The sequence below is a fragment of the Streptomyces sp. NPDC033845 genome, from assembly GCF_055576225.1.
This window is the reverse complement of record NZ_JBVIRI010000011.1, coordinates 214,773-229,625: the sequence shown is the minus strand read 5'-3', so window position 1 is coordinate 229,625 and position 14,853 is coordinate 214,773. Positions and strand designations below refer to the sequence as shown.

Genomic DNA, 14,853 nt, shown 5'->3' with positions numbered 1-14,853 from the left:
TCGTGCTCCAGGATTCGGCAGCGGCGGAGAAGGGGGGAGGGGAGGGGGGAAGTGCCGGGCGGGGCCGGTCAGGGGAGCGGGGGCCCGGTGGGGGCGGGCGCCGGGGTGTCCTCGGCGACGGGCCCGGCCTGGTCCTCGTCGGACCCGTCCTCGCGGGGGAGGGTGGCGCGCCGCAGTCCCGGTACGGCCACGGCGACGGCCACGGCGGCCACGGCGCAGACCGCGCCGTTGACCAGTGCGGCCCCGGCCGGGCTGAACCAGCGCGCGACGGCGGCGACTTCGACGTCACCGACGATGTCCCCGGTGGTGCCCTGGGTGGTGATCACGCTGACGATCCGGCCGCGCAGCCGGTCCGGGGTGCTGTGCTGCACCAGTGCGTACTCCAGGATCTCGTACACGGTGCCGCAGGCCCCGCCCACGGCGAGGGCGGCGCAGGCGAGGAGCACGTTGCCGCTGAGGGCGAAGGCGATGGTGGCCAGGCCGCCGCCGAAGGCGGCCAGCAGCAGCAGCCGCCCGGGGCGGGCCGTACGGGTCAGCCAGCCGCTGGTCGCGGAGACCGCGACGGCGCCGACCGCCGGAGCGGAGTACAGCAGGCCCAGCATGACCTCGCCGCCGCCGAACTGGCGGTCCACCATCTCGGGGAACAGCACCACCGGCACGTTGAACAGCGCGGTGACCCCGCCGAGCAGCACCAGTCCGCCGACCACGCGGTTCTTCACGGCGTAGCGGAAGGCGACCAGCAGGGAGCCGGAGTCCTCCTCCTCGCCCTCCTCGTCGGGGTCGCCGGAGCCGGGCGGCAGCGGCCGGATCCGGGAGATCAGGAAGGTGGTCACGGCCGTGGTCACCGCGGCGAGGGCGAAGACCGGGGCGGGCCCGGTCGCCGCCAGCAGCAGACCGCCGAGGAAGGGGGCGGTGATGGAGCCGATCTCCCCGGTGAGGGAGATCAGCGCCCCGGCGGCGGGCAGTTGGTCGGACCGGACCAGGGTGGGGGCCACGGCCATCAGGGCGGTCACGCTGACGCCCGTGGCCAGCCCGTCCCAGGCGACGCACAGGTAGATGATCCACAGGGAGGGGTCGTCGAGCATCGCGTTGACGGCCAGTCCGGCGAAGGCGAGGGCGGCGGCACCGCGGGCCCGGACGATGAGCGTGCGGCGGTCGCCGCGGTCCGCCATCACCCCGCCCCACAGCGAGCCGAGCAGCACCGTGATGCTCATGATCATGCTGACGACGGCGACGTCGAAGGTGGAGCGGGTCATGCCGTACACCTGGGCGTACAGCGCGACGGTCGCCATGCCCAGGCCGAACAGCGAGACCACACGGGCGATGAAGATCGCCCGGAAGTCCGGGCTGGTGCGCAGTGGTTCGATGTCGATGACGAGGTCACGCAGGGGCACGGGGAGCTCCGGGGGAGGGGTGGCGGTCCGGGGGGTCAGGCGGCGGGGGCGAGGATCTCGGCCCAGGCGTCGAGCGTGGGGCGCTCGGCCAGGTCGACGAAGGAGACGGCGGCCCCTTCGGCGCGCCAGCGCTCGAACAGGGTCATCAGCCGGATGGAGTCCAGGCCCTGGTCGAGGAGGCTCTCGTCGGTGAGCACCTCGGCGGGTTCCACGTACAGCACCTCGGCCACGTCACGGACGAGCCGGTCCAGGGCGAAGGTCTCGGGGGTGGGGGAGGGGACGGGGGCGGGGGCGGGGGCGGGGCTCGGGTTCATGGGGGAGTTCCTGGGGTGGGGCCGGCCGGGAACGGCCGGCGGGCGGGCTCGGCGGGAGGGAGTCGCGGGAAGGGGTGGCGTCAGCCCTGGGCGATCAGGCTGGCGGGCCGCATGTCGGTCCAGTGCTCCTCGGTGTAGCGGGCGCAGCCCTCCCGGCTGTCCTCGCCGTGCGCGACGGTCCAGCCGGCCGGCACCTCGGCGAAGGAGGGCCAGAGCGAGTGCTGGTTCTCGGCGTTGACGAGCACGAAGAAGCGGCCGTTCTCGTCCTCGAACGGGTTGGTCGTGGCCATGGGAACTCCTAGGGGTGTCAGGGGGTGGTGGGCGGCGCGGTGCGCAGGCGGAGGGCGATGTCGGCCGCGTGTCCGGTGGCCTCGTCGCTCAGCTCCCGGGCCTCGGCCTCGGTGAACAGGGCGTCCGACCAGCGCCAGTCGAGGGTGGCGGTGCCCAGTCCGTCCGGCTCCGGCGCGAACCGGGTGACGGTGAGCCGCAGCGGTCCGGGCAGCGGGAGCCCGCCGCCCGAGGGATCGGTGGCGTACGGCTCGGGCCACAGCTCGGCGGCCGCCGGCGCCCAGCGGGCGTCGCCCGCCGACGGGCCGGGTGCCGAGCGGCGCTGGTACTGGACCCCTCGGCGGGGCAGATCGGCGAGCAACTGGGCGGTCTGCGGGTTGAGATGGCGCAGCTGCTCCAGACCGCGTCCCAGTGCGGGCGCCGCCCCCAGGGTCAGTACGGCCCGGTCGTACGCGTCCTCCGGGTCGGCCCGGCCCGTCGGCAGCGGCAGCCGGAGCAGGTGCACGGTGCTGAGCCGCCCGGCGGTCCGGGGTGCCCGGTCCGGGCGCGGCAGTTCCAGTTCCGCCACCAGGCCGGTGCCGTCGTGCAGCCGGGGCCGGGAGTGCGCGGTCCGCGCCAGGGCGGCTAGGAGCAGTACGTCGAGCGGGTGCGGGGCGCCCGTCGCGTCGGCCGATCCGGCGGATCCGGCGGATCGGACGGGTGCCGCGGGGTCCAGTCGGGTCGCGAGCCGGGTCACCATGCGGTGGCCCGTACCGGCGGGCGGCCAACTGCGGCCGGCCGGAGCCCTGGTGAGCTCCGCCCAGTGCCCGAGCTCGGCGACCCGCGGGGCCGAACCGGCCTCCGCCCCGAGCCGTCCGGCCCAGTCCAGCAGACCGCCGGCCGGGACGGCCGGGATCGCCGGGATGGTCGGGGTGATCGGCTGCGCCGCGAAATCGGCGTACAGCGCCGGGAGTTCGTCGATCAGCAGCTGCCAGCCGAGATCGTCCACACAGAGCAGATGGGCCACCAGGAGCAGCAGTCCGGGCTCGGTGGGACCGGAGTCGAACCAGACGGCCCGCAGGACCCTGGCCCGGTCCGGGTCGAGCTCGCCGACGGCCGTCCGCAGGGCGTCCCCGACCTGCCGGTCCCGGTCCCCGGCGGCGGCCCCGGCCACCGGGACCCGCCGCAGGGTGTCGGCCTCGGTGCCGGCGGGCGCCGAGGCGGCCGTCCTGATCTCCTGGCTCCAGACCCCGTGCGAGCGGTCCAGGGACAGCCGCAGGGCCGGGTGCCGGCGGGCCAGCCCGAACAGCGCCAGCCTGAGCGGCCCTTCGGCCAGTCCGGCCGGCACGCTCAGCAGTACGGCCTCGTGCGGGGAGTCCACCGGCCCGCCCGCCGCGCGCAGCCGGTGGGCCGAGGGCAGCAGGGGCATCGGTCCCGCCTCCTCGCCGGCCCGGGTCTCGGGGGCGGATCGGTCACGGGTGAGGGGATCGGGGGTGAGGGGTTCCGGGGCGGTCAGGAGTTCCCCGGGCCCCGGGTTCGCGTGTCGTGCGGGCATGCCCGTCCTTCCTTGGCCTCACCCGGGTAGTTAGGTAAGGCTTACCTAAGTTGAACCATAGGTCAGAGCTTGTCAAGTCGCCCTGGAACCGCCCGATTCGGGCATGCGAAACCCACCGCCCGGCCTCGCCGATCCGACAACCGATGCCGAAAGGGCGGCTGTTGGCATACGGGGGCGAGGGGACGGCGGAGCGGCCGCCGGACGCGCCGGCCGACGCGGGGCCATGCCCCGCCCGGGCGTGGCCGGCGGGTCACCCGGCGGTTACGCCCTGGTCCGGAAGGGACGGTCTAGAGCGGGCGGTCGGACGGGGAAGGGGAAGAGGAGGGCGAAGGGGGGTTCTCGGGGGATGGGTCGGCGGGGGCCGGGAGGTGGTGGAGGCGGCCCGGTGAGAGCAGTGGGTCGTCCAGGTGGACCAGGCGGTAGCCGGTGGAGGGCCGGGAGCGGGCGGAACGACCGGCCGGGGAGGAGCCCCGGGAACCGGCCGACCCGGTCCGGGCCACACCGGCCCGGGCGCTGGGCCGGGCCCGCTGGGCGGCCGACACCAGTGCCCCGACCGCCGGCACCTCCTGGCGCAGCCGGTTGAAGCCGCGGACGGAGAACCCGGCCAGCTTGGCCGCGTACGGCCATGGCGCGCCCTGCCGGACGGCCTTCAGCACCAGTTGGACCATCGCCGGGGTCGGCCCGTGCTCACCGTGCAGACCGCGCGAGGCGGCCAGCGAGCCGGCGGCGGCCATGGCGTGCGCGAACGCCGGGTCCCTGAGGAGCCATTCGCGGAGCATCCGCTCGCTCATCCCGGCCGCCGTCGCGGCGGCCTCCACGGTCAGGCCCTGGGCCGCGGCCTTCAGGGCCTCGGCCATCCGGCCGGCGATCTCCCAGCGGTGGCTGGACATCTCCGGCAGCGCCATCCGCAGACGGTGCTCCAGCCGCTCCTGTCCGTCGAGCCAGCCGATCAGCTCGGCGGCCCATTCCCGGCCCGCCGGGTCGCCGGCCGAGCCGCCGACCGGGTCACCGGCCGGGCCGCCCGCCGGGCCCGCCGCCGGTTCCGGAATCCTGTTCCCCCGCATCCTCCACACCCCCACTGCGATGTCATCCGGTCACTGTCGAGTACGGCCTACCGGCCGTCGTCCGGTGCGAGCACCCACAGCCGGTGGTCCCAGCCGATGTCCTTGCAGCCCCGCACGGCCAGCCCGGCCGCCTCCGCCAGGGCGGTGATCTCCGCCTGGGTCCGGACCGCCGAACCGAACGCCGCGGCCAGCCGCAGCTGGTGCAGCGCCGTCTCGGAGTCGTCGGTGCCGGCACCGGCCACCTGCTCCGCCAGCAGCAGCGTCCCGCCGGCCGGCAGGGCCGCGCCGGTCTCGCGCAGCACCAGCGCCGCGTCCTCGTCCGGCAGCAGGTCCAGCAGTCGGACCAGCAGCACGGTCTCGTCGCCCGGCGGCACCGGACCGGTGGTGCCCACGAGCCCCACCCGGGGCCGCACATCGGGGTCCAGCACCACCTCGTCCAGCGCCCGCAGGGCGGAGGGCTGCGCCGCGATGGTCACCTTCAGGCCCGGAAACTCCCGGACCAGCGAGTTGACCACGGCGCCCGCACCGTGCCCGCCGGCGGTCAGCGATCCGGCCGACGCCCAGTCGTGGCCGCCGACGACACCCGGCGCGATCCACAACGCCTCGTCCTCGATCGCCGTCCGCGCCGAGCCGGCCAGCCGCTCGTCCGAGGCCATCGCCTCGGCCAGGGGCAGCCCGGACAGGGTCCGGTAGCCGGCCCGCCCGGTCCACAGGCTCTCCGCCAGTCCGGACAGCGACAGGTCCAGGGCCGCCTGCGCACCGCGCAGGTCGTACTCCTCCCGGGAGTGGTCGTCCTCGACGAGTTCCTCGCCGACCGGGGTCAGCCGGTAGCCGCCCCCGCCGAACTCGGTGTCCTCGGCGAACACGTCCAGCTCCACCAGATAGGCCAGCAGCGCCTTGAGGGTCCGGGGGCTCGCCCCGGTGCGGGCCGCCAGCTCGGGAGCCGTGCGCACCCCCTGGTAGACCAGGTCCACCAGTCCGAGGGTGACGGCCGCCCGGATGGCCAGCCCCGGGGCGATGTCGGTCAGTTCGTGCAGCCGGTCGTGCGGGTCCTGCTCCTCCTCGGCGGAGTCGCCCGACTCGACGGCACCGACGGACCCGGCGGCGGTACCCGGCTCGGGCAGTGCCTCGGTGCGCCGCCAGTAGCCGGTGATGTGGGTGCGCTCCCGCGGCACCTGGCGGTCCGCGGCCAGATGGCGGCGGATCCCCTTCAGGGTGACCGCCTCGCCCGCGGCCCAGGCGAAGACCTCGCCCGGAAGCCACTCCATCCCGCGCACGGCCTGCTCCAGCAGGTCGCTGCGGCCCGCCGGGGCGCCGTGCCGGACCAGCCAGGTGATCTCCGCGTCCGCCCGGGTGGGCAGCTCCTGCCGGTGGTCCTCCTCGGCGACCTCGATGAACACCCGCGCCCGGGTCCCGGCCGGCATCTCGGCCAGCCACCGCCCGATCGCGGGCAGCGCGGTCTCGTCACCGATGACCAGCAGCCAGTCGGCGCCCTCGGGGTGCCCGTGCGACATCTTGGGCCCGGCGATCCAGGTCACGTCCCCCGGCTTCGCGGACAGTGCCCAGGAGGAGGCCACCCCGCCCTCGTGGTTGACGAAGTCGAAGTCGATCTCCCCGGCCTCCGGGTCGTACCGGACCGGGGTGTAGTCCTTGGTCAGCGGGCGGGCGTCCGGCCAGTCCAGGCTGGAGACGTTCTGCCCGGGCAGCACCGGAAGGTCCGCGCCCTCCTCGGCGAAGAAGAACTTCACATGGTCGTCGAAGCCCTCGGAGCGGAGCGCCGGAAGCTCCAGGCCGTCCTTGGCGAACGCGCCCAGCTGGGCGCCGCCCAGGGTGAGCCGCCGCATCCCCGGGGTGACGTCCCGTACGCGGAGCACGGTCAGTTCGCGCAGCACGATGGGGAAGGTGACGACCGGGCGGGGGTTGCGGCTGGACATCGGCAGGACTCCTGGAGGGTGCGGGAAGGGGCGGCGGGGCCCCGCGCCGGGCGCGGGGGCCGCCGGGTGGTGCGGCGGGGCCGGCTACTTGCCGGCGACCGCCTTGGCGAGGATCGGGACGAGCTTCTCGGTGACCCAGGGGGCGCTCAGCGCGTCCGGGTAGGCGATCGACTGCGCGAGGGAGTTGTCGGAGGGGATCACCGCGAAGTGCTTGGACTTCACCGAGTTCAGCGACGTGAAGAGCTTGTTGCCCTCCAGCTCCTTGGGGCTGATCACCCCGCGGTCGCCGAACGGGTAGGTGACCAGCAGCACGTCGGCGTCGAGCTGGTCCAGGTTCTCCAGGCTGACCTCGTTCTTGTCGGGCCCGTAGTTCTTCGCCTTGTCGGTCTTGGTGAAGCCGAGCTTCTCGAAGACGCCCGGGTCCTGGGCCGCGTAGGACATGAAGCTGATCTGCTCGGGGTGGACCACCGTGTAGGTGTAGGTCTTGCCCTTGAACTCCGGGTGCGCGGCGGCGGCGTCGGCGGTCGCCTTCTCGTTGGCGGCGATCACCTCGTCGGCCTTGGCGTCCAGGCCCAGCGCCTTCGCTGCCGTCTTCAGCCGCTCCTGCCAGGTCAGGGTGTCGGCCTGCGCCTTGTCCGTGTAGGTGACCACGGGGGCGATCGGGGACAGCTTCGCGTAGTCCTTGTCCATGTCCCAGGTGTTGATCCCGAGGATCACGTCCGGGGCCTCGGCGGCGATGGCCTCGTAGGCCGTGCCGTCGGTGTCGTCGTACGTCTTGGGCTTGGCGGCGCCGAGCTTGGTGAGGGCGCGCTGCTTGTACTCGGCGACCGGGTCGCCGTCCTCGACGTCCGGGGTGATGACGGGGACGATGCCGAGGGCCAGCGCGATCGCGGTGTCGCCGTCCGAGACGGTGGCGACCTTCAGCGGCTGCTTCTTGACCTCGGTGCTGCCCCAGGCGTTCTTCAGGCTGACGGGGAACGCCCCGGCCGCCGCGGCCGGGCCGGACGCGGCGGGCTTGTCCGCGGTGTCCTTCGAGCCGTCGCCGCAGGCGGTCAGCAGCCCGAGGCAGGCGGCGGTGGCGGTGAGGGCGGCGAGGCCGCGGCGTCTGGTCAGGTTGCGCATGGGGGGTCTCTCCTACTGGATGGTGCGACGGCCCAGGGGGAAGATCTGGGGCCGGTCGGTGCGGGGATGGGGGACGACGAGGCAGTCGAGGCCGAAGACCTCGGCGACGGTCCGCTCGGTGAGGACCTCTTCCGGGCTGCCCTGCCGCACGATCCGTCCGTCGCGCATGGCGGCGATGGTGGAGGCGTACAGGGCGGCCTGGTTGAGGTCGTGGGAGACCAGCACGATGGTCTTCCCGGACTGCTCGTTCAGTTCGGCGAGCAGGTCCATGACCTCGATCTGGTGGGCGATGTCGAGATAGGTGGTCGGTTCGTCCAGGAGCAGCAGCGGAGTCTCCTGGGCCAGGGCCAGGGCGATCCACACCCGCTGGCGCTGGCCGCCGGACAGCTGGTCCACCGGGCGGTCCACGAGGGCCTCGGTGCCGGTGGCGGCCAGCGAACGGGCGATGACCTCGTCCTCGGCCGGGGTGCGGCGCTGTCCGAACCGCTGGTGCGGATGGCGTCCGCGCCACACCAGGTCCGCGACCGTGATGCCTTCGGGGGCGATCGGCGACTGCGGCAGGATGCCGAGCCGGCGGGCCACCTCGCGGGTCGGCAGGGCGTGGATGTCCCGCCCGTCGAGGAGCACCGAGCCGGAGGCCACCGGCAGCAGCCGGGCGAGGGACTTCAGCAGCGTGGACTTGCCGCAGGCGTTCGGGCCGACCAGGGCGGTGACCCGGCCCGGCTCGATGTCGAGCGACAGCCCCTCGATGACCTTCCTCCGGTCGTAGCCGGCACTGATCGCCCGGGCTTCCAGCCCGGGGGCCGTTTCCGGCCCGGTGACCGAGACGTCGTTCATGAGGGAGCTCCTTGCCGCCGCCGCAGCAGCAGCCAGACGAAGTAGGGGGCGCCGATCAGCGCCGTCAGGACACCGGTGGGCACCGGGCTGACCAGGGGGCCGTGCTGGGCCAGGACGTCCGCGCCCAGCACGATCGCCGCGCCGACCGCGGGCGCCACCAGCAGGGCCCGCTCAGCGCCGACCAGCCGGACCGCGATGGGCCCGCTGATCAGCGAGACGAACCCGATCGGCCCGGTCACACCGGTGGCCAGGGCGGCGGCCGCGGCGCCGAGCAGCAGGGTGGCCGTACGGGTGGCCCGGACCCGGGAGCCCAGCCCGAAGGCCAGCTGGTCGCCCAGCGACAGCGCGGCCAGCCCCCGGTTCAGCGGGGCCGCGCACACCAGGGCGACGCCCAGGGAGACGGCGAGCACGCTCACCCCGGACCATTCGGCGCCGGAGACGCTGCCGACGAGCCAGCGGGTCACCTGGGCGATGCTGGCCTGACCGGCCATGGAGAACAGGTAGTTGACGTAGGCGGTGCCCACGGCGGCCAGTCCGATGCCGATCAGGACCAGCCGGTTGGTGTCGACCCGGCCGCCCCGCCGGCTGAGCGTCATGATCAGACCGACCATCAGGAAGGCGCCGGAGATGGCGGCGATCTCCACGCCGAAGGGCATGGCGGGGGCGAGCAGCAGCACGGTGACGGCGCCCGCGCCCGCGCCGGCCGAGACGCCGACGATGTCGGGCGTGGCCAGCGGGTTCCGGATGAGCCGCTGGTAGAGGACTCCGGAGAGGCCGAAGAGGGCGCCGGCCAGGGTCGCGGCCAGGGCGCGGGGCAGCCGGATCCGGTGGATGACGTAGTCGGAGAGGCCGGTGCGCATCCCGAAGGCGGCGGGGATGACGTCCGAGCCGGGGATGTTGCGGAGTCCGCCGAGCAGTACCGAGGCGACCAGCAGGCCCAGGACGAGGACCAGCAGCAGGGCCAGGACCAGGGCGGCACGGCGTCCGGCGGCCCGCCGGGCGCGGCGCAGCCGGACGGCGGTCTCGGCGACGGTCCGCTCGGAGCGGGCCGGGGTGCCGGGGGTCTGCTCGGGGCCCTTGGGGCCGTCGGTGGTGACGGTGAGGGCGCTCATGACTGTGCCCCCGCCCGGGTGCGGGCCAGCCAGACGAAGAAGGGGGTGCCCACGACGGCGGTCATCACCGATACCTGTACCTCGCTGTGGTCGAGCACGATCCGGCCCGCGGTGTCCGCGCCGACGAGCAGGACGGCGCCGCAGAGCGCGGACATGGGGAGGGACCAGCGGTTGTCGCTGCCGACGATGAGACGGGCGACGTGCGCGGCCACGAGTCCGACGAAGGCGACCGGTCCGACGGCGGCGGTGGCGGTGGCGCAGAGGACCACGGCGACGGCGGCGCAGGCGAGTTGGGCGCGCTCCACCCGGACCCCGAGTCCGCGCGCGGTGTCCTCGCCGAGGCCCAGCACGTTCAGGGTGCGGCCCAGGGGCAGCGCCAGCAGCAGTCCGACGATCGCGAACGGGGCGATTTCGTCGAGGACTTGGGAGCGGCCGGTGAGCTGTCCCACCGACCAGAAGCGCAAGGAGGAGTACACGGCCTCGTCGCGGACCACGAACAGGGTGACCACGGAGGCCAGTACGGCGGCGGTGGCGACCCCGGCCAGGATCAGGCCGATGGTCGAGTTCCCGGTGTCGGTCCGGGTGCCGATCAGATAGACGAAGGCCGCGGTGAACGCCGAACCGGCCAGTGCCAGCCAGAAGTACCCGCCGGCGTCCGAGACGTCGAGGAACAGGATCCCGGCCACCACGAACAGCGCGGCGCCCTGCTGGATGCCGAGGATCCCCGGGTCGGCCAGCGGGTTGAGGGTCAGGGCCTGCATCAGAAGACCGGAGGCGCCGAGCGAGGCGCCGACCAGCAGGCCGAGCAGGGTGCGGGGGATCCGTTCGGTCCACAGCACGTCGTGGTCGTATCCGCCGGCCCCCGGATGCAGCAGGATCTTGACGATCTCCAGCGCGGAGATGTCGCGGGCGCCGAGTCCGACGCTCGCGACGGTCACCGCCGCCAGGATCAGTGCGGCGGTCAGCAGCGCGACCGAGCCGCGCGAGAACCGGGTTCTCGGGGGCTCGGGCTGGGGACGGGGCGCGGCTGCGGCCACCGGCAGGGCCGATTGAGTCATGGGTGTGCGGGTGCTCCTCCGTGCGGATCGGTGTACTTAGGTTAGCCTTACCGAAGTAGACGGATGCATCGAAGCGGTCGGAACCATCCAAATCAGAGCCCGCGCCCCCGGGGCCGGAGGTTTCAAGAGGAAATCTCTTGATGACGCACTAAACTGGCGGGTTGTTTGGCGCCGAACCGGAACAACCCGGGCATACCCGGGCTCCGTCGGCGACCCGGGACACCGGGAACGACTCGCGAGGGCCGATGGCAGCGACACCTTTGAACGTGGACGTGGACGAGGGCGCGGACCCCGGCGCGGAGCCCGGCAAGGCAGCCCGGTTCACCGCCGGCCCGGCGGCCCCGCCCCGCACCCTCATGGACGTCTTCGAGGCCACCGTCCGGGCCCACCCCGACGAACCCGCCCTCGACGACGGCACCGAATCGCTCACCTACCGCGCCCTGGCCGCCGAGGTGGAACGCCGCCGCCGGGCCCTGGCCGCCGCCGGAGTGCGGCTCGGCGACCGGGTCGGCGTCCGGGTCCCCTCCGGCACGAACGAGCTGTACGCCTCGATCCTCGCCGTACTCGCCGCGGGCGCCGCCTACGTGCCCGTCGACGCCGAGGACCCCGAGGAGCGCGCCGCCCTGGTCTTCGCCGAGGCCGGAGTCCGGGCCGTACTCGGCGCCGACCGGCGGATCGACACCACCGGCCCGCACACCACCGGCCCGCACACCACCGGCCCGCACACCGCCCCCGGCGCCGCGGCCGGCCCGGCCGGCGGCCCCGCCCGCCCCGGCCCCGAGCACGACGCCTGGATCATCTTCACCTCCGGATCCACCGGCCGCCCCAAGGGCGTCGCCGTCACCCACCGCAGCGCCGCGGCCTTCGTGGACGCCGAGGCCGCCCTCTTCCTCGTCGACGAACCCATCGGCCCCGGCGACCGGGTCATGGCCGGACTCTCCGTGGCCTTCGACGCCTCCTGCGAGGAGATGTGGCTGGCCTGGCGCTACGGAGCCTGCCTGGTACCCGTACCGCGCTCCCAGGTCCGCAGCGGCGCCGACCTCGGCGGCTGGCTGGAGGAGCAGGAGATCACCGTGGTCTCCACCGTCCCCACCCTGGCCGCCCTCTGGGACCCCGGCACCCTGGACGAGGTCCGGCTGCTGATCTTCGGCGGCGAGGCCTGCCCGCCCGAACTCACCCAGCGCCTGGTCACCGAGGGCCGCGAGGTCTGGAACACCTACGGCCCCACCGAGGCCACCGTCGTCGCCTGTGCCGCCCTGCTGACCGGCGAGGAGCCCATCCGCATCGGCCTCCCCCTCCAGGGCTGGGAACTCGCCGTGGTCGACGAGTCCGGCGACCCCGTCCCCATGGGCGGCACCGGCCAGCTCGTCATCGGCGGCGTCGGCCTCGCCCGCTACCTGGACCCGCAGAAGGACGCCGAGAAGTACGCCCCGCTGGAATCCCTCGGCTGGCAGCGCGCCTACCGCAGCGGCGACCTGGTCCGCGCCGAACCCGAAGGACTCGTCTTCCTCGGCCGCGCCGACGAGCAGATCAAACTCGGCGGCCGCCGCATCGAACTCGGCGAGGTCGACGCCGCCCTCCAGGCCCTTCCCCAGGTCGCCGGCGCGGCCGCCGCCGTCCGCACCGCGCGCAGCGGCAACCAGCTGCTCGTCGGCTACCTGGTCACCCAGGACGGCTGGGACCAGGCCGCCGCCGTGGAACGGCTGCGCGCCGAACTCCCCGCCGCCCTGGTCCCGCTGCTCGCCCCCGTCGACACCCTCCCCACCCGCACCTCCGGCAAGGTCGACCGGGACGCCCTGCCCTGGCCGCTCCCCGACCTGGAGACCACCGGACCCGCCGAACAGCTCTACGGCACCGAGGCCTGGCTCGCCGAGCAGTGGAGCGAGACCCTCGGCGTCCCCGTCACCGGAGCCGCCGACGACTTCTTCGCCATCGGCGGCACCAGCCTCGCCGCCGCACAGCTCACCACCCGGCTCCGCACCCGCTACCCGAGCGCCGCGGTCCTCGACATCTACCAGCAGCCCACCCTGCGCAAGCTGGCCCGCCGGCTGGAGAAGTCCGCCCAGGACGACAACACCGCCCGCGCCGTCACCCCCGTAGCCCGCCGCACCCAGGCCGCCCAGACCCTGCTGCTGCTCCCGCTGTTCACCCTGGTCGGACTCCGCTGGACGGTCCCCCTGCTGGCCCTCGGCAACCTGCTCCACCACCTCGGCCCCCACCCCTGGGCCCCCACCGCCTCCTGGTGGGTCCTCGGCCCGGCCGCCCTCCTCCTCTTCAGCCCGCCCGGCCGGCTGGCCCTCGCCGCCGGAGGCGCCCGGCTCCTGCTCCGCGGGGTCGCCCCCGGCCGCCACCCGCGCGGCGGCGCCGTCCACCTGCGGCTCTGGACCGCCGAACGCCTCGCCGAATGCGCCGGGGCCACCTCCCTCACCGGAGTCTGGCTCCAGCGCTACGCCCGCGCCCTCGGCGCCCGGATCGGCCCCGAAGTGGACCTCCACTCGCTGCCCCCGGTCACCGGAATGCTCCGGCTCGGGCGCGGCTGCGCCGTCGAGTCCGAGGTCGACCTCTGCGGGCACTGGCTGGACGGCGACCACCTGGAGATCGGCCAGGTCCGGGTCGGCTCCGGCGCCGTCGTCGGCACCCGCAGCGTCCTGTTCCCCGGCGCCCGCGTCGGCAAGCGCGCCGAGGTCGCCCCCGGCTCCGCCGTTGCCGGACGCATCCCCACCGGCCAGCGCTGGGCCGGCGCACCCGCCGTCAAGCTCGGCAAGGCCAAACACGACTGGCCGTCCCAGCGCCCGCCCCGCCCGGCCCGCTGGCGCGCCCTCTACGGAGCCGCCGGCCTCTGGCTCGCCGCCCTGCCGCTGCTCTCCGCACTCCCCGCGCTGCTGGTCCTGGGCCGCTTCGTGCCCCCCGGCGCCGGACTCGGCACCGCCCTGCGCGGCGCCCTGCTCGCCGTGGTCCCCGGAGCACTGGCCTACGGCTTCGCCTACGCCCTGCTCCTGCTGCTCTCCGTACGCCTGCTCAGCCTGGGCCTGCGCACCGGCTCCCACCCCACCCACAGCCGGATCGGCTGGCAGCTGTGGACCGTCACCCAGCTGATGGACCGCTCCCGGGAGACCCTCTTCCCGCTCTACGCCGGACTGATCACCCCGGTCTGGCTGCGGCTGCTCGGCATGAAGATCGGCCGGGGCGCCGAGGTGTCCACCGTGCTCGCCGTGCCCAGCCTCACCACCGTCGGCGACGGCGCCTTCCTCGCCGACGACACCCTCACCGCCCCCGGCGAACTCGGCGGCGGCTGGGTCCGGATCGGCCACTCCGAGATCGGCCGACGGGCCTTCCTCGGCAACTCCGGCATGACCGCACCGGGCCGCACCGTCCCGGACGACGGACTGGTCGGCGTCCTCTCCGCCACCCCGAAGAAGGCCAAGAAGGGCAGCTCCTACCTGGGCCTGCCGCCGGTCCGGCTGCCCCGGCCGGTCGCCGAGGCCGACCGGAGCCGCACCTACGACCCGCCCGCCCGCCTGCTGTGGGCCCGCGGCCTGGTGGAGCTCTGCCGGCTCCTCCCGGTCTTCGCCTCCGCCGCCCTCGCCGTGCTCACCGCGGCCGCGCTGTGCGCCCTCGCCGCCGGTCCGGCCGGCCCCGCCGGGGCCGCCCTGCTCTCCGGAGCCGTGCTGCTGGCCGCCGGCACGGCCGCCTGCGCGGTCTCGGTGGCCGCGAAATGGCTGCTGGTCGGCCGCCACCGGACGGGCGAACACCCCCTGTGGAGCGGCTTCGTCTGGCGCAACGAACTCGCCGACACCTTCGTCGAGGTGCTGGCCGTGCCCTGGTTCGCCGGATCGGTGCCCGGCACCCCGCTGATGTCGCTCTGGCTGCGCGCCCTGGGCGCCCGGATCGGCCGCGGCGTCTGGTGCGAGAGCTACTGGCTGCCCGAGACGGACCTGGTCACCCTGGGTGCGGGGGCCACCGTGAACCGCGGCTGCGTGCTCCAGACCCACCTCTTCCACGACCGGATCTTGAGGACGGATACTGTGGTCCTCGATGAGGGCGCCACCCTCGGCCCGGGCGGCATCGTCCTGCCCGGGAGCACGGTCGGAGCCCGCAGCACCCTGGGTCCGGCCTCCCTCGTGATGGCCGGGGAGACCGTCCCCGCCGACACCCGCTGGCTGGGCAACCCGATCGAGGCATGGCGGGCGTGAAGG

At 74.6% G+C, this 14,853-nt stretch carries 11 protein-coding genes; 1 reads left to right on the top strand and 10 read right to left on the bottom strand.

Annotated features, from left to right (window positions below; genetic code table 11):
• Positions 1–68: 68 nt before the first annotated feature.
• The 10 genes from entS to ACZ50K_RS24030 all read right to left on the bottom strand — a co-directional run bounded on the left by entS (position 69) and on the right by ACZ50K_RS24030 (position 10,657).
• Positions 69–1,433 (bottom strand): enterobactin transporter EntS, encoded by a 1,365-nt coding sequence (gene entS / locus ACZ50K_RS24075; protein WP_468906675.1) that lies wholly within the window; start codon positions 1,431–1,433, stop codon positions 69–71.
• Positions 1,430–1,708: a phosphopantetheine-binding protein gene (locus ACZ50K_RS24070; protein ID WP_468906515.1), complete on the bottom strand. Its 279-nt coding sequence runs from the start codon at positions 1,706–1,708 to the stop codon at positions 1,430–1,432. The genes entS and ACZ50K_RS24070 overlap by 4 nt, the downstream gene beginning before the upstream one ends.
• Positions 1,709–1,788: 80 nt before the next feature.
• Positions 1,789–1,998, bottom strand: a complete 210-nt coding sequence (locus ACZ50K_RS24065) for an MbtH family protein (protein WP_468906512.1) — start codon at positions 1,996–1,998, stop codon at positions 1,789–1,791.
• Positions 1,999–2,015: 17 nt separating this feature from the next.
• Positions 2,016–3,530, bottom strand: a complete 1,515-nt coding sequence (locus ACZ50K_RS24060; RefSeq protein ID WP_468906509.1) for a condensation domain-containing protein — start codon at positions 3,528–3,530, stop codon at positions 2,016–2,018.
• Positions 3,531–3,817: 287 nt separating this feature from the next.
• Positions 3,818–4,594, bottom strand: coding sequence for a hypothetical protein (locus ACZ50K_RS24055; protein ID WP_468906506.1), 777 nt, complete (start codon positions 4,592–4,594; stop codon positions 3,818–3,820).
• Positions 4,595–4,641: 47 nt separating this feature from the next.
• The gene (locus tag ACZ50K_RS24050) at positions 4,642–6,528 is read right to left on the bottom strand and encodes an SIP domain-containing protein (RefSeq protein ID WP_468906504.1); all 1,887 of its coding nucleotides are present in this window, start codon (positions 6,526–6,528) and stop codon (positions 4,642–4,644) included.
• An 84-nt stretch (positions 6,529–6,612) separates the two neighbouring features.
• Complete coding sequence (locus ACZ50K_RS24045; protein WP_468906503.1) at positions 6,613–7,650, bottom strand: ABC transporter substrate-binding protein; 1,038 nt, start codon at positions 7,648–7,650, stop codon at positions 6,613–6,615.
• A gap of 12 nt (positions 7,651–7,662) precedes the next feature.
• Positions 7,663–8,487 carry an ABC transporter ATP-binding protein gene (locus ACZ50K_RS24040; RefSeq protein WP_468906500.1) on the bottom strand — a complete coding sequence of 275 codons (825 nt, stop codon included), beginning with the start codon at positions 8,485–8,487 and terminating at the stop codon, positions 7,663–7,665.
• Positions 8,484–9,599, bottom strand: a complete 1,116-nt coding sequence (locus ACZ50K_RS24035; protein ID WP_468906498.1) for a FecCD family ABC transporter permease — start codon at positions 9,597–9,599, stop codon at positions 8,484–8,486. The genes ACZ50K_RS24040 and ACZ50K_RS24035 overlap by 4 nt, the downstream gene beginning before the upstream one ends.
• Positions 9,596–10,657, bottom strand: coding sequence for a FecCD family ABC transporter permease (locus tag ACZ50K_RS24030; RefSeq protein WP_468906495.1), 1,062 nt, complete (start codon positions 10,655–10,657; stop codon positions 9,596–9,598). The genes ACZ50K_RS24035 and ACZ50K_RS24030 overlap by 4 nt, the downstream gene beginning before the upstream one ends.
• 245 nt (positions 10,658–10,902) lie before the next feature.
• On the opposite strand from ACZ50K_RS24030, the gene ACZ50K_RS24025 reads away from it, so the two are divergent.
• Positions 10,903–14,850 carry a Pls/PosA family non-ribosomal peptide synthetase gene (locus ACZ50K_RS24025; protein ID WP_468906493.1) on the top strand — a complete coding sequence of 1,316 codons (3,948 nt, stop codon included), beginning with the start codon at positions 10,903–10,905 and terminating at the stop codon, positions 14,848–14,850.
• Positions 14,851–14,853 lie beyond the last annotated feature (3 nt).

Coding starts and splice junctions, on each gene's coding strand:
- ACZ50K_RS24065 (WP_468906512.1), bottom strand. CDS start 1,998: ATGGCCACGACCAACCCGTTCGAGGACGAGAACGGCCGCTTCTTCGTG.
- ACZ50K_RS24055 (WP_468906506.1), bottom strand. CDS start 4,594: ATGCGGGGGAACAGGATTCCGGAACCGGCGGCGGGCCCGGCGGGCGGC.
- ACZ50K_RS24050 (WP_468906504.1), bottom strand. CDS start 6,528: ATGTCCAGCCGCAACCCCCGCCCGGTCGTCACCTTCCCCATCGTGCTG.
- ACZ50K_RS24070 (WP_468906515.1), bottom strand. CDS start 1,708: ATGAACCCGAGCCCCGCCCCCGCCCCCGCCCCCGTCCCCTCCCCCACC.
- ACZ50K_RS24040 (WP_468906500.1), bottom strand. CDS start 8,487: ATGAACGACGTCTCGGTCACCGGGCCGGAAACGGCCCCCGGGCTGGAA.
- ACZ50K_RS24025 (WP_468906493.1), top strand. CDS start 10,903: ATGGCAGCGACACCTTTGAACGTGGACGTGGACGAGGGCGCGGACCCC.
- ACZ50K_RS24030 (WP_468906495.1), bottom strand. CDS start 10,657: ATGACTCAATCGGCCCTGCCGGTGGCCGCAGCCGCGCCCCGTCCCCAG.
- ACZ50K_RS24045 (WP_468906503.1), bottom strand. CDS start 7,650: ATGCGCAACCTGACCAGACGCCGCGGCCTCGCCGCCCTCACCGCCACC.
- ACZ50K_RS24060 (WP_468906509.1), bottom strand. CDS start 3,530: ATGCCCGCACGACACGCGAACCCGGGGCCCGGGGAACTCCTGACCGCC.
- ACZ50K_RS24035 (WP_468906498.1), bottom strand. CDS start 9,599: ATGAGCGCCCTCACCGTCACCACCGACGGCCCCAAGGGCCCCGAGCAG.